Origin of the sequence: Hymenobacter sp. AT01-02 (assembly GCF_000961955.2) — a bacterium.
GTDB classification, from domain to species: domain Bacteria; phylum Bacteroidota; class Bacteroidia; order Cytophagales; family Hymenobacteraceae; genus Hymenobacter; species Hymenobacter mucosus.
Window position 1 is genome coordinate 1 of sequence record NZ_JZIR02000045.1, and the last position, 14,589, is coordinate 14,589.

11 protein-coding genes and 2 pseudogenes are annotated in these 14,589 nt (G+C 55.7%); 9 read left to right on the forward strand and 4 right to left on the reverse strand.

Annotated features, from left to right (window positions below; genetic code table 11):
• Positions 1 to 120 precede the first annotated feature (120 nt).
• From VI25_RS26995 to VI25_RS14480, 6 genes and pseudogenes are all read left to right on the forward strand, one after another.
• Positions 121 to 1,470, forward strand: a complete 1,350-nt coding sequence (locus tag VI25_RS26995) for a flotillin family protein (RefSeq protein WP_236705066.1) — start codon at positions 121 to 123, stop codon at positions 1,468 to 1,470.
• Between the two features lie 20 nt (positions 1,471 to 1,490).
• A complete protein-coding gene (locus VI25_RS27000; RefSeq protein ID WP_236705067.1) occupies positions 1,491 to 2,288 on the forward strand; it encodes a hypothetical protein in 798 nt (265 codons plus the stop codon).
• A 184-nt stretch (positions 2,289 to 2,472) separates the two neighbouring features.
• The gene (locus VI25_RS14470) at positions 2,473 to 2,895 is read left to right on the forward strand and encodes an endonuclease domain-containing protein (protein WP_045690503.1); all 423 of its coding nucleotides are present in this window, start codon (positions 2,473 to 2,475) and stop codon (positions 2,893 to 2,895) included.
• Positions 2,896 to 2,934: 39 nt separating this feature from the next.
• Positions 2,935 to 3,303, forward strand: a complete 369-nt coding sequence (locus tag VI25_RS14475; protein WP_045690502.1) for a hypothetical protein — start codon at positions 2,935 to 2,937, stop codon at positions 3,301 to 3,303.
• Between the two features lie 56 nt (positions 3,304 to 3,359).
• Positions 3,360 to 4,783: pseudogene (locus VI25_RS25905) on the forward strand (DNA repair ATPase).
• 41 nt (positions 4,784 to 4,824) lie between these two features.
• Complete coding sequence (locus tag VI25_RS14480; RefSeq protein WP_201783308.1) at positions 4,825 to 8,301, forward strand: AAA family ATPase; 3,477 nt, start codon at positions 4,825 to 4,827, stop codon at positions 8,299 to 8,301.
• A gap of 56 nt (positions 8,302 to 8,357) precedes the next feature.
• Here VI25_RS14480 and VI25_RS14485 read toward each other — a convergent pair whose 3' ends face one another.
• Both VI25_RS14485 and VI25_RS14490 read right to left on the reverse strand, forming a co-directional pair.
• Positions 8,358 to 9,305 (reverse strand): STING domain-containing protein, encoded by a 948-nt coding sequence (locus tag VI25_RS14485; RefSeq protein ID WP_045689895.1) that lies wholly within the window; start codon positions 9,303 to 9,305, stop codon positions 8,358 to 8,360.
• 11 nt (positions 9,306 to 9,316) lie between these two features.
• Positions 9,317 to 10,393: a hypothetical protein gene (locus tag VI25_RS14490; protein WP_045689896.1), complete on the reverse strand. Its 1,077-nt coding sequence runs from the start codon at positions 10,391 to 10,393 to the stop codon at positions 9,317 to 9,319.
• Between the two features lie 172 nt (positions 10,394 to 10,565).
• On the opposite strand from VI25_RS14490, the gene VI25_RS14495 reads away from it, so the two are divergent.
• Positions 10,566 to 11,108 carry a pyridoxamine 5'-phosphate oxidase family protein gene (locus tag VI25_RS14495; protein ID WP_055562605.1) on the forward strand — a complete coding sequence of 181 codons (543 nt, stop codon included), beginning with the start codon at positions 10,566 to 10,568 and terminating at the stop codon, positions 11,106 to 11,108.
• A gap of 117 nt (positions 11,109 to 11,225) precedes the next feature.
• On the opposite strand, the pseudogene VI25_RS14500 reads toward VI25_RS14495, so the two are convergent.
• Both VI25_RS14500 and VI25_RS14505 read right to left on the reverse strand, forming a co-directional pair.
• Positions 11,226 to 12,232: pseudogene (locus tag VI25_RS14500) on the reverse strand (SDR family oxidoreductase).
• Positions 12,233 to 12,554: 322 nt separating this feature from the next.
• Positions 12,555 to 12,863, reverse strand: a complete 309-nt coding sequence (locus tag VI25_RS14505; protein ID WP_045689897.1) for a hypothetical protein — start codon at positions 12,861 to 12,863, stop codon at positions 12,555 to 12,557.
• 227 nt (positions 12,864 to 13,090) lie between these two features.
• Here VI25_RS14505 and VI25_RS14510 point away from each other — a divergent pair, with 227 nt between their 5' ends.
• Together VI25_RS14510 and VI25_RS14515 are read left to right on the forward strand one after the other, a co-directional pair.
• Positions 13,091 to 13,573 carry a DinB family protein gene (locus VI25_RS14510; protein WP_045689898.1) on the forward strand — a complete coding sequence of 161 codons (483 nt, stop codon included), beginning with the start codon at positions 13,091 to 13,093 and terminating at the stop codon, positions 13,571 to 13,573.
• 120 nt (positions 13,574 to 13,693) lie between these two features.
• Complete coding sequence (locus VI25_RS14515; RefSeq protein WP_045689899.1) at positions 13,694 to 14,572, forward strand: SDR family oxidoreductase; 879 nt, start codon at positions 13,694 to 13,696, stop codon at positions 14,570 to 14,572.
• Positions 14,573 to 14,589: the final 17 nt, after the last annotated feature.

Below are 14,589 nucleotides of genomic sequence, written 5' to 3' on the forward strand. Positions count from 1 at the left end.
CACTTTAGGGCCTGATGCCCTCCGTTTCCCTCTTCTAGTACCTTTTGCCCTAGCGTCCGCCCGTCTTAACTGGCTGCTCTCAATCACTGTATCTATTCCCTACTCCTACCTCCTACATCCATGTTGGAACAACTTTCCCTGGCGGTGATTGTCATCGTCGCTGTCCTTGTATTGGGTTTTATTGCCCTTGTGGCGCGCATGTATCAGAAGGCCGTGCAGGGCGAAGCCCTTGTGCGCACCGGCCTAGGCGACACGCAGGTATCGTTTAGCGGCATTTTCGTGGTGCCCGTTCTCCACAAGCTGGAGGTAATGGACATCAAGCTGAAAACCATCGTCATTTCCCGCGCTGGCTCCGAGGGGCTGGTGTGCAAAGACAACATGCGCGCCGACGTGAAGGTGAACTTCTTCGTGCGGGTAAATAAGACGAGCCAGGACGTGGTAAACGTAGCTCAGAGTATTGGTGCCCACCGCGCCTCCGACCCTCAGGCCCTGGAAAGCCTCTTCGACGCCAAGTTTTCGGAAGCCTTGAAGACGGTAGGCAAGCATTTCGACTTCATTGAGTTGTACAACTCCCGGGAGCAGTTCAAGCAGCAAATCCTGACCATCATCGGCACCGACCTCAACGGCTACGTGCTCGACGACTGCGCCATCGACTACTTGGAGCAAACCCCGCTCACGGCCCTAAACCAAGATAATATTCTGGACGCGGAGGGTATTAAGAAGATTATTGCCCTGACTTCGGAGCAGAAGATTCAAGCCAACTCCATTCAGCGGGAGCAGCAGAAAACCATTAAAAAGCAGGACGTAGAGGCTCAGGAAACCATCCTACAGCTTGAGAAACAGCTGATTGAGAATCAGGAAAAGCAGAAGCGCGAAGTAGCCAACATTAAGGCTCGTGAGCTGGCCGAAACGGAAAAAGTGTTGCAGGAGGAACGCTTAAAAGGCGAGAAAGCCCGCATTGCTACGGAAGAGGAAGTCCGCATTGCTGAGCAGAACCGCGACCGGCAGGTGTTGGTAGCCGAGCGCAATAAGCAGCGCACCGACGCCGTGGAAACGGAGCGCGTAGCCCAAGCCAAAGCCCTCGAAGCCAACGAGCGGGAGCGGATTGTGGCCCTGGCCCAGATCGAGAAGGAAAAGGCCCTGGAAGAAGAGAAAAAGAACATCCAGACCATCATTCGAGAGCGAATTACAGTGGAGAAGGCCACCGTGCAGGAAGAGGAGAAAATCAAAGACACCCGCGCCCAGGCCCAGGCCGACCGCGAAAAGCTAATAGCCCTTACCGCGGCCAAGCAGCAAGCCGAAGCTGCTACCGTAGCTCTCGTGGGCAATGCCGATATGGAAAGGCAGGCGGCTGAGTTCCGCGCCAAGCAGGTCCTCATTGACGCCGAAGCTGAAAAAGCTTCCGCTGAGTTTAAGGCTCAGGCCATCCGTACCCTGCTGAAGCCGAAGCCAGCAAAGCCGCCGCTGTAGGCCTGGCCGAAGCCCAAGTGATGCAGGCCAAAGCCACCGCCCGCCAGAAAGAAGGCGAAACCCAGGCCACGGTGCTCCAACTCACTGCCGCCGCTGAAGCCCAGGCCATTCAGGCCAAAGCCGGTGCCCAGGCCGAAGCCGACGAGAAGCTAGGCCTGGCAGCCGCCAAAGTGAACCGCGAAAAAGGCCTCGCCGACGCCGACATTATTCAGGCCAAAGCCGATGCCGACCAGAAGAAAGGCCTGGCCGAAGCCGCCGTATCGGAGCAGAAGTTTGCGGTGGAAGCCAAGGGCATCGAAGCTAAGGCCGACGCTATGAAGAAGCTCGACGGCGTGGGCAAAGACCACGAGGAGTTCAAGCTGCGCTTGGACAAGGAGAAGTCGGTGGAGCTGGCCCAGATCAACATTCAGAAAGACATTGCCGCCAGCCAGGCCGACGTTATCGGCGAGGCCCTCAAGGCCGCCAAAATCGACATTGTGGGTGGCGAAACCATGTTCTTCGACCAAATCATTGGCTCTATCACCAAGGGTAAGATGATTGACCGCGCCGTGCACAACTCCGAAGTGCTGGGCACTGTGAAAGACGCCTTCTTCTCCCTCGACGGCGGTGGCGACTTCAAAACCAACCTCCGCCGCTTCGTGGACCAGTTCGGCCTGAGCTCCGACGACCTGAAAAACCTCAGCGTCTCGGCCCTGCTGCTGAAGATGATGAACCAGGCCGGTGACGACGCCACCCGCGCCACGATTACGCAACTGGCCGGCACCGCCACCGCGCTGGGTATTGGGGACAAGCCGGTGAAGATGCTGGAGTTGAAGTAAGGAGTGACTACCCCTGCTAGAAACTAAAACTAAAATCTAGCTTCCCTCCTCAGATGAGGAGGGGTTGGGGGTGGTTGAAAAACTAGAGCTAGAAACTAAAACTAGTTGCCGTTCAACGATTGGTCAACCACCCCTAGCCCCTCCTTATCTAAGGAGGGGAACTAGCCTCTAGACTTCTATAGCTATGCCCGATACAAATCACATTCATAACCTAGGCTATCAAAAAGCTACCCGCCGGACACTTCGCAGCAACCTCACTCCTGCCGAAGCCCTACTTTGGAAAGCTCTCCAGCGTAGCCAGCTAGCCGGTCGCAAGTTCCGCCGCCAGCATGGTATCGGACCCTACATAGTAGACTTCTACTGTCCGGCTGAAAAGCTGGTGGTGGAGCTTGATGGTGCCGGGCATTTCACGGCTAGCGGCGAGGCACAGGATACGGAGCGGGATGCTTACTTGGGCAGCCTAGGGCTGAAAGTGTTACGGTTTGAGAATAAGCTAATAGCGCAACATATAGAAAGTGTATTGGCGGCCATTGAAGCTGCTTTTCAAGCTACCGTTCTACCACCAGCAACCACCCCTAGCCCCTCCTCATCTGAGGAGGGAAACTAGTCTCTAGCACTCGGAGGCTGGAACCCAATAGCTTCAACAATGAACTTCAAGCTGGTTTTTCCGGGTGGTTATTACATCCCTACTGAAGACGATTTCGCCGACTTACCTGGCTATGATGGTAACCCAAGCATCACAGACCATAACCTAGATGTTTACGTCCTCTGTGAAGATGGCCGAGTCTATGTAGGCACAGCCTTTACTGTAGCAAACGTTGCTCAATTGCTAGCCAAAGACGGCTTTTACTTCTGGGCTTCGGATATGTTCATCGTCAAAGACCTGGCTCAACAAACTATCCGGGACGCGGTGCAGAAAGCCATTGCCGACAGTTGTTTCAGTGCCATCTTTTCCTTCATCGGCTTTGCCGCAGCCATTTTCCCGGACTTTGTCTCCTATGAGCTTATCGAATAGTCTCTATCAAATTCAATTAGCTATTTCACTAACCCCTTCCGGCCTTCGCTTACCCAATGGAACAAACCGCCGCTACCCAACTCGAAACCGGCACCTACGAAATCCTGCGCAACCGCCTGCTCAAGAGCAGTAATGACTTGCGCCAGCGCTTAGATAAGCTGAACGCGGAGCGCAAGCAGGTATTTGGGGCGGTAGACACTCGCCTACTAGGCACCGGCCGCATTACTACGGAAAACAACTGCGTGCCTTGGGACATGGTGCCGGTGGGGCAGCGGTTCATCTTCGGGTATAACGTGGTGCTGGGGCTGAAGGCGGAGCCGGACTTGGCCGACGTGTTTGGGGTGTACGAGTACGCCGAGCACGACTTCCGGCCGCTGGGACTGGAGCTGCTGCAGAACCCGCAGTTTCTGGAGGAGTTCCGCAACCTGTACCGCTACTACAAGAACACCCAGTTCGTGAAGTTTGCCGTCATTGGCGTGCACCTGTTCATGGTGTTTCGGGTGGGCAAGAGCGCCTCGGATGTGAAGACGTTCAAGTGGCTCATGCAGGGCGACATGCTCACCTACCTCGACAACCGCTCCGACCACGAGTACACCTTCCCGCCCCAGCACGAGTTCCAGTGGAAGCGCGCCACCCGCGACATGCAGCGCGGCGGCAAGCACCCCCACATCAGCATCGAGGACAAGGTGTTTGTGGAGACTATTGGTGGCGACCTGACCATAAAAGTTGAGGACAACACCAGCACCGGGCAGGGTATTCTGAGCGAGCCGGTCGATAATAAAGACCAGACGCTTGATGACTCGGAAATCTACTACGCGGTGGTGGGCAACCTGATTCTGCTCAAGATCCGGCCCTACCAGGAGCAGCAGTACCGTTACTTCATCTTCAACCACAAGCTCAAAACTGCCCAGCGCCTCGATGCCTTGGCCGATGCCTGCGTGCTGCTGCCCGACGGACAGGGCCTAATTTTCCCGCACGGCTTCTACCTGCAAACCGGCGACAACAAGCTCTTTGACAATGGGCTGCGGGAGATGCTGTTTGAGAAGCGGGTGGTGTCGCCGAACGGGGAGGATTTCCTGTACGTATTCTATAACAAGGACCAGGGCACTTACTTGCTGCTGAGCTACAACCGCATTGCCCAGCGCGTCGACAACCCCATTGTGTGCCACGCTATGCCCTGTTTGAGAATGGGGAGCTGTGCTACTTCCGGGCCGATGACGAGCCCAAGAAGCACCACGCCGTGCAGATCTGGCAGACGCCCTACACGGCCCCAAATTTTGAGTTGCCGGTTACCTCGGATTCCTACCTCTACAAGCTGGGCAACAAGGAGATTGTGCGGGCCATGAGTGAGGTGCAGGAGGTCCTGACGCTGACCAGCAAGGACGATTCCTACGCTGGCCTCTACCTCGACCTGATTCGCCAGACAACTAGCCTCACCGACGCTACCACTGGCTGCGCGAGCCCGCCGCCCAGGCCCTAGCCGAGCCCCTAGGCGAAATCCGGCAGACGGCCACGGCCGCTGTGGAGGAATTTGAGAAGGTGCAGAGCATCCGCAAAAACACCGCTCAGCAAACCCAAACCGTTTTTCAGAAAGCCGACGAGCTAGTGGGCCGCATCCGCCGCTCGGCGCCCGATACCGTCACGGAGTTTGTGCAGCTGCTGGGCGAGCTGCGCGGGGTGCGGGGCGAGGTAATTTCCCTGAAGGAACTGCGCTACGTGGAGCTGCCAGCCGTGGAACAGCACGCCACTGGCCTAGAGGAGCTGAGCAAGGAAGTGGCCCTGCAAACCGTGGACTTCCTGCTCAAGCCCGATGCCCTAGCCCCCTACGCCCAGCGGGTGCAGGCCATTGCCGACGGCGTGGAGCAGGTGCAGAAAACCGTGGAGGCCGACCAGCGCGAGCAGGAAACCACCGCCGTAGCCCAGGAGCTGGAGCTGCTGATTGAGGTAGTGAGCAACCTGCCCATTCCCGACCCAACCCAGACCACGGCCATCATCGACAACATCTCGACGGTGTACGCCCGCTTCAACCAGATTCGGGCGGCGCTGAAGCGGCGGCGGCAGGCCTTGGCCGGCACCGAGGCCCAGGCCGAATTCACCGCTCAGCTCAAGCTGCTGGAACAGGCCCTCACCAACTACCTCGACCTGGCCGACACGCCCGCCAAGTGCGACGAGTACCAAACCAAGCTCATGGTGCAGCTGGAAGAGTTGGAAGGCAAGTTCCCCGACTTCGACCAGTTCATTGAGCAGCTCACCACCCGGCGCGAGCAGGTAGTAGAAGCCTTCGAATCGAAGAAAACGGCCCTGGTGGCGGCCCGCAACCAGCGCGCCACAGCCCTGCTGCAAAGCGCCGAACGACTGCTGAAAGCAGTGCAGAGCCGCCTTACCCGCCTGGAATCAGTAGCGGACATCAACGGGTACTTTGCCGCCGATGTGATGGTGGAGAAGGTGCGCCAGACCGCCCAGGAGCTGCTAGGCCTCGGCGATTCGGTGAAGGCCGACGACGTGCTGAGCCGCCTGAAAACCCTGCGCGAGGACGCCGTGCGCCAGCTCCGCGACCGGGCCGACCTGTTCGCCGATGGCGGCCAGACTCTCAAGTTCGGCCCCCACGCCTTCACCGTGAATACCCAGCCCCTGGAGCTGACCGTGGTGCTGCGCGACGACGCCCTGCACTACCACCTCACCGGCACCAACTTCTTCCAGAAAATCAACGACCCCGCCCTGCTGGCTGCTAGGCCAGTCTGGGAGCAAACCGTGGTGTCGGAAAACCAGGACGTGTACCGGGCCGAGTTCCTGGCCTGGCGCATTTTGCAGGCCGCCCAGCACCCCACGCCCGCCGACGCGGAAGCGGGCCGCCCCGCTGTGCTGTCCGTAACGGAGCTAGGCCACCTCAGCGCCGCCGAGCTACTGGCCTACGTGCAGCAGTTTATGGCCGCGCGCTACCAGGAAGGCTACCTCAAAGGCGTGCACGACCACGACGCGGCCTTGCTGCTCACGGCCCTGGTGCGCCTCACCCGCACCGCCGACCTGCTCCGCTACCCCGCCGACACCCGCGCCGCCGCGGCCCTCTACTGGCTGCGATTCGCCGACCCCGACCAGCGCGCCCACTGGGAGCGGCAGCTCCAGGGCATTGGGGTGCTGCTCCAGGTGTTCCCCGATTCGCAGGAGTTCGATGAGCTGAAAACTGAGCTGCAAGCCGCCGTGGAAACCTTCGCCCAGCAAACCGGCCTCTTCACCCTAGGCCAGGTAGCGGAAGCCGGCGACTACCTCTTCCACGAGCTGACCCACACCGGCACCTTCATCATTGCCGCCGAAGCCGCCGAGCTGTACCAGCAGTTCCAGAAGCAGCTGCAGGAGCGCCAGGCCACGGAGCTGTTCCAGCAGTCCGTAACGAGCCTGCAAGACCAGCCCGCCGCCCAGCTGCCCCTGATTCGGCAGTGGCTGCAGGCCTACCTACGCCAGGCCCCGGCCGCCGCTACCCTCTCCGATTTCTGCAACGAGTGCGCGGTGCTCCTGCTCACTGGCACGTATGATTCGGCGCGGGTGGTGCACACGCCATTGCGCGAAACCCTCACCGGCTTCCAGGGCAGCCACCCGCGCATCGTCACGCCGGAAAATCCAAGCCCCCAAGACCCGAAGGCCCCTACCCCCAGCTACCACCTCAACTTCCCCGACTTCCGGCGCCGGCTGCTGCACTACGACCGGGTGCTGGTGCCGCAGTTCGAGCAGTTTCAGGAGCTGAAGAAGCAGCTGCTGGTGCGGGCCGCCCAGGATATGCGCTTGGAAGATTTCCGCCCGCGGGTGCTCACCTCGTTCGTGCGCAACCAACTGATTGACAAAGTATATCTACCGCTGATTGGGGCTAACCTGGCCAAGCAGATCGGGACGGCGGGCGAGGGCAAGCGCACCGACCTCATGGGCCTGCTCCTGCTCATCTCGCCGCCCGGCTACGGCAAAACTACGCTCATGGAGTACGTGGCCAACCGCCTGGGCCTCATCTTCATGAAAATCAACGGGCCGGCCATCGGGCACGCCGTCACCAGCGTCGACCCCGCCCAGGCCCCCAACGCCGGGGCGCGGCAGGAGTTGGAGAAGCTGAACCTGGCCTTCGAGATGGGCGACAACGTGATGATTTACGTGGACGACATCCAGCACTGCAACCCCGAGTTTCTGCAGAAGTTTATCTCGCTCTGCGACGCCCAGCGCAAGATTGAGGGCGTGTACGAGGGCCGCGCCCGCACCTACGACTTCCGCGGCCGCAAGGTGGCGGTGGTGATGGCCGGCAACCCCTACACCGAAAGCGGCGACGTGTTTCAGCTGCCCGACATGCTGGCCAACCGCGCCGACATCTACAACCTCGGCGACATCCTGAGCACCGGCTCCGAGGAAGCCTTCCGCCTCTCCTACCTCGAAAACGCCCTCACCAGCAACGCCGCCCTGGGCCGCCTCGCCACCCAAAGCCCCCAGGACGTGCCCGCCCTCATCCGCCTCGCCGAAACCGGCCAGCAAGACGGCCTGAGCTTCGAGGGCAACCACTCGCCCGAGGAGCTGAACGAGTACGTGGCGGTGCTGCAGAAGCTGCTGCGCCTGCGCGACGTGGTGGCCCGCGTGAATGCCGCCTACATTGCCAGCGCCGCCCAGGCCGACGCCTACCGCACCGAGCCGCCGTTCAAGCTGCAGGGCTCCTACCGCAACATGAACAAGCTGGCCGAGAAAGTACGCCCCGTGATGAACGACCAGGAAATAACCGACCTGCTGGCCGCCCACTACGAAAGCGAAGCCCAAACCCTGACCAGCGCCACCGAAGCCAACCTGCTCAAGTTGCGCGAGCTGCTAGGCTGGCTCACCCCCACCGAGGAAACCCGCTGGCAGGAAATCAAAGCTACCTTCCGCGACAACCTCCGCAACTCCGGCGCCGGCCAACTCCTACAGATGCTGGATAAGCTGGAAAGCATTGCCGGCGGGTTAAGCGGTATTCGAGAAGTGTTGAAAAGAGGATAATACATAAACAGAAAGCGGTTAGGTTAATAACCTAACCGCTTTCTGTTTATGTATTACTACGCTACCATACTCCTTTTTATACACACCATTTCATCAAACCCATGACGGAGAAGGAGGGTTTTCAGAGTGGTGATAAAGCGTTTGAGCTCCCTATCTAATATTAGCTCGTAATCTGGACTCATAGCATTGAAATCAGTTGGCATTAAGTTTTGTATTGCATGATTAATCCCAGCTAGTATAGTTGGGAAATCCACAAACTCAAGTACACCATCTTTTATCTTTGTCTCTATACTTATAAACCTTGGCCTACCTGCGTATTTAAAAGAAACATTCTCCATTTCGATACCACGTTTCATTTTTTCAAATTGAATATTCACGTCTAAACTTATCTTCTCAGGAATAATTATATTAAGAACACATTTTTTATGTTTAACTTCTCCTAAATCAAACCCATCATTTTCTATAACATACTTACATATCGGAACAACCAAGCTTTCAAAATACACAGAAGCTAAAGTTGCTGAAGGGAAAAAGTTCACCTCAGTATCTCTACTGGCTAAGAATAAGTCTCTTACTTGTTCAACTGCACCAGCAAACCCTTTGATATCTCCTTTTTCAAATCTAGCTAAAGAGATACCATTCAAATCAGAAAGAACTTTAAGCTCCTTTTCAATAACGAAAGCGCATTTAGATAACCCTAAGCGCCCTGTAAATAGACCTAATTCAAATAAAACATTATCACGAGGCTGCAGTACCTCCTTATCCCGATACACTACCTTATCATCAGTAGTTCCAAGCAAAATCCCAAAGTCATATTGAAGAGAAGCCTTCATAAGGTCAGACAGGAAATTTTGGTTTATTTTAAATATGGCAGTATCCCATATGTTATCGTTCCATATTGTCACATCAAAATCCTTCTCTAAAATAGTCTTGGCAATTCCTGCAAGCGTGAGTTCTTCAGAAGAAGAGCCGATAAAAACTCTTTTTTTGTTTTTTGATTCCATTATTCTGTTGTTTAAATCATTTGCACTAAAGTCTTACCAAAAATCCTTGCATCGATCATATCAGAATAAATACTTGTAACTTCATTTAGAATAAGGCGCAAATGACGAAGCTTGTCTGGATGACCTTTGAAAATTGCTTCACGGCCATCAACTGACATCAAAGAGTCGGAATGCCATTGGTTATCACATAGACTTTTTATCTGCTGATACAAAACTGGAACAAGCTCGTAAAAACTTAAATACTTATATTTATCAACATTTATATCATAGCAAATTGCGTTAAAATCAAAACTACTCAATCTGATATCGCTATTTGATTTTGCTTTTACGTTTTTCAAAAAGCGTATCATCTTTTTAATACGACCTACTGTTTCAATTCCTCTAGCATTGATTTTCTCAATACTCATAAATGGGTAATCGACATCCCCACGAGAATGGGTTTCTTTATTATAAACTTGAATACCCCTATAATCACCTTTGTCATTTATTATTGAAACAACGTCATCGTAGTGATTAGCTATGACAATATCTACATCACGGCCTAAGCTGAGATTAGTTATTTTTATTGCTTTGGCATGTTCAATATCACATACACTGTATTTACTGGAAAGTATATTCTCGCAGTCAAGACGAAGTGACCTTAAATCATCTAACAAAGAACCACTATATCCTGTAACGTTCACTTCATTAGTTAGCTTCTGCCGCTGACTATATGTTAGTGAATTAGCTTGCTCATTAAGCATCTTCTTAGCTGAATATGCATCATATGTGTAAAATTTATTTGTTATAGTTAAAAGGTCGATATCACTATGCGCCCTTATATGAGTATTGGTCATTACTGAGCCCTGATATCTGAAAATTACATTTGTTAATGAAGCACGTAGATGATCTTTGACTCTTTCACCAGCATCTTTAGTTCTTCTTGTGTAATCTTCATCTACACCTTTCATTGCCAACCTTACATACACAAGCACATCGCTATACGATATAGTAGCTAGCTCTGCAGAAAAGCTCCTTTGTAGTGCTATATGGTCAGGATTTATCCTTGACTTGATGTTTTCTGCTAATACTTGGTAATTCTGCGGCATAAATTTCGACGATAGTTTGTGAGACATACCCAAAGCTTTCTTTGAGCCGCGCTAAATATAAGAGCATTTTGCTAAAAAAAATAGCTGTGAATATTTTTTAACTTTAAAGGTGAAAGTACAGCCTCGAACTCCCAACACCCCTACCTTGCTATCCAGCTAAATTCCTTCCCGTATGGGTAAGCAATACTCCGCTATCAGCGCTGATAACCAGGACTTTATCGAGCAGCAGCACATATTCTTCGTAGGCACGGCTGCCGCGGATGGGCGCGTTAATATCTCGCCCAAGGGCCAGGATACCTTGCGCGTGCTAGATGCCAATCGCGTGGCCTGGCTGAACCTGACCGGCAGCGGCAACGAAACCGCCGCCCACCTGCTGGAGGTAAACCGCATTACCCTGATGTGGTGCGCCTTCGAGGGCAAGCCCAACATCCTGCGCCTTTACGGCACCGCCACCATGTACCACCCCCGCGACGCGGAGTGGGCCGAGCTGCTGCCCCTGTTCCCGCACCTGCCCGGCTCCCGGCAGATAGTGGTGGTAGCGGTAGACCTGGTGCAAACCTCCTGCGGCATGGCCGTGCCCTTCTTCGAGTACCAGGCCGAGCGCGACGAGCTGAACGACTACATGGAACAGCGCGGCCCCGAGCAGGTAGCGCAGTACTGGCACAACCGCAACGCCCACAGCATCGACGGTAAGCCCACGGGTATCCAGGCTTAGGTCCGGGGGCCAGTTACCTTCTTAATCTACCTCGCCAACAGTGCTACACAAAAAACGCCCCGGTAACTACCGGGGCGTTTTGCATTTCTAGTAGGTACTGCGGTGGCAGTAGCACGTTTATGGCATACCGGCACCACCGGAGGCACCGTACACCTGCCCGGTAGCGTAGCTTGCCATGGGGTCGGCGAGCTGCACGTAAATAGAGGCTAGCTCTACTGGCTGACCGGGCCGCTTCATAGGCGTATCGCCACCAAACTTTACTAGCTTCTCCTGAGTAGCACCACCACTTACCTGCAGGGGCGTCCAGATGGGGCCGGGAGCTACACCGTTCACGCGAATACCCTTGGGGGCCAGCTGCTTGGCTAGGGAACGAACGTAATTGGTAGTAGCCGCCTTAGTTTGGGCGTAGTCGTAGAGGTTTTCGGAAGGGTCCGTGGCCTGCTCAGAGGTAGTGCCAATGATGGCAGAACCGGGCTTGAGGTGGGGCAACGCCGCCTTAATGGTCCAGAAAGGCGCGTAGATGTTGGTTTTCATCGTCGCGTCGAAGTCCTCAGTGGTCAGCTCCAGGATAGACTGGCGCTGCTGCTGCCGCGCCGCGTTGTTCACCAGGATGTCCAGGCCTCCTAGCTGGCGGACAGCTTCCTCCACCATGCGCTTGCAAAAAGCCTCATCACGCAGGTCGCCGGGAATGGCTACGCCTTTCTGGCCAGCGGCCTTAATCAGAGCAATTACCTCTTTGGCGTCGGCCTCTTCGGCGGGCAAGTAGTTGATGGCTACATCGGCACCTTCGCGGGCGTAGGCAATGGCGGCGGCGCGGCCCATGCCGGAGTCGCCACCTGTAATGAGGCTTTGCGGCCTTTCAGGCGGCCCGAGCCTTTATAGCTTTTCTCGCCGTGGTCGGGTACAGGCTCCATCTTGGAGGCCAGTCCCGGCCAGGGCTGGGTCTGGCTTTTGAATGGAGGCTTGGGGTAGGCAGTAGTAGGGTCTCTCAGGGGTTCGGGGGCCGCGGTAGCGGCATTACCCGCAGCTTCGGCGGGTACTATAGGGCTAACGGCAGCAACGGCGAGGCTGGCTCCTAGGCCATTGATTACCTGGCGGCGGCTGAGTTTGGTTTCTTCTTGCATATTCTCTAAAACGCGCCCTGGTAGTTTTGGTTAGTTAATTTCTCACTTCGGCCCTACCTACTCAAACGAACTACCTCAGCCGTACCCAACGTACGCAGCAGCATGGTACTCACCTGCGTTCTGCCACCTGAGTCCGGTTACCTGGGTGCTCTACCTGTACGCAACGGCATCAGAAGTAGAAAACGAGGCAGCCTAGGCAAACAACCGCCTCCTAATGGGGCTCCGCTGAGTTGCGGCGCTACCAACTATCTCAGCCCCGGCCGATACGAAGGAGCACAAAAAACCCCAGCGTTAGCCAGGGCTTTTTGTGGCATTAGCCTACTTATTTAGCGTTGTTTTCCGTGAGACCGGGCTTGTGGACGTCGCCTTGCACGCTGAAGTTGCTACCCGCATCATCGGGCGGTGGGTTGGAGGCTACCACGTCGCGCACGTGTCCGTTTTCGGGGGTTGGCGTACGGAAGTCCTCTAAGGGCCGGGTGGCGGTGGTAGCACGCGCGGGCTTAGGCACTTTCAGTTGAGCCTCAAGGTCGTTGCTGGGCGTTGGGGCCGTTTGGCCTTTATTTTTCCAGAACAGGAAGGCCGCAGCGGCGGCCGTTAGCCCACCAACCCAGGCCGTTGTCGACTTTTTCATATGCGTATGTAACGTGGTGATTTTCTATAAACCAAGCCCGGGTACGTAAGCCCCTTCTGCGGCATGCTGGCTGCCCTTGTGTACGCGGCCTTGCCAAAGACGTTGGGGCATTGGCTCCTTCTCCTACCAGAGTGCGGCACGCTCCTTTTGTGGGTGGGCCCGTATAGCTTGCAGAAAGGCAGGCATAGGTACATGGCACCCTGCTTCCGTCAACCCCATTTCTTCCTATGGACCAGAACATCCGAGAAGGTATTGTGAAAGAGCTAGTTGCCCTCCTGACCCAGGGCAATGCCCACGTAACGTTTACCGATGCCTGCGCCAACATTCCCGTGGCGCTGGTGAATAAGCGGGTGCCGGAGTTGCCCTACACCGTATGGCAGTTGGCCGAGCACATCCGCATTGCCCAGTGGGACATTGTTGAGTTTTGCATCAGCGCCGAGCACCATTCGCCCGCATGGCCGGCCGGCTATTGGCCCGCCCCCGAAACCGCAGTGAATGAAGCTGCGTGGCACTCTACACTTGCCCAGATAGCAGCCGACCGGGACCGGTTTGTGGCGCTACTCCACGACCCCAACCAAGAGTTGCTGGCGCCCCTACCCCACGGCACCGGTCAAACCCTTCTGCGCGAAGCCTTGCTCATTGGTGACCACACGGCCTATCATACTGGCCAAATCATTCTTGTGCGGCGCCTGCTACACAACTGGGAGTAGTGCACGCCCTGCACTGGTTGAGCTAGTGTAATTCGCCTCTGCTTGGGGGTAACAGTTTTTTGTGCTTCCCTGACTTTAGGGCTTTGCTTGCGTATCTCTACTCATACAAACCTGCTAGATATGAACACGGAACAGAACGAACCACGCCCCACCAATAGCGAAATCAACCCTAAGCCTACCGCCTACCCCACCAGCGAACAGCAAATGAAGGAGCAGCCCGACTGGGATATGTCGAGCTACCAGCCGGCGGGCAAACTCAAGGGTAAGGTAGCCCTCATCACGGGCGGCGACTCTGGCATTGGGCGGGCCGTGGCCTTAGCCTTTGCCATGGAAGGTGCCGACGTGGCGGTTATTTACCACACCAACGCCGAAGATGCTGCCGTAGTGGGCCAGGCCGTAGAGGCCCAGGGCCGTAAGTTTTTGGCTATCCAGTGTGATGTGCGCTCGGCCACGGAATGCCGCGAGGCAGTGCGCCGCACGCATACCGAACTAGGCGGCTTCAACATCCTGGTAAATAATGCAGCTTACCAGATGGGCTACGAGAACTTTGAAACGGTGCCCGAGGAGAATATCCACCGCACATTCGACACCAACATCAAAGGCTACTTGTTTATGGCCCAGGCAGCCATTCCTTTCCTGAAGGAGGGCGACGCCATCATCAACACTGGTAGCATTGCCGGCCTGGTTGGCAACCCGCACCAGATTGACTACGCCTGCACCAAGGGCGCCATCCACACCTTCACCAAGAGCCTAGCCGCTTACTTGGGCGAGAAGAAGATTCGGGTAAATGCCGTACTGCCTGGCCCCATTTGGACGCCCCTCATCCCGGGCACTATGCTGGAAGAAGACCTCAAGAAATTCGGCGATTCTACGATGTTGGGCCGCCCCGGCCAGCCCGAAGAATTGGCCCCTGCCTACGTGTACTTCGCCTCGCAAGACGGCAGCTACTCTACCGGCAGCTTGCTGGAAGTGACCGGCGGCATGCCTAAAGGCAGCTAAACACCCTAGTCTGAGTT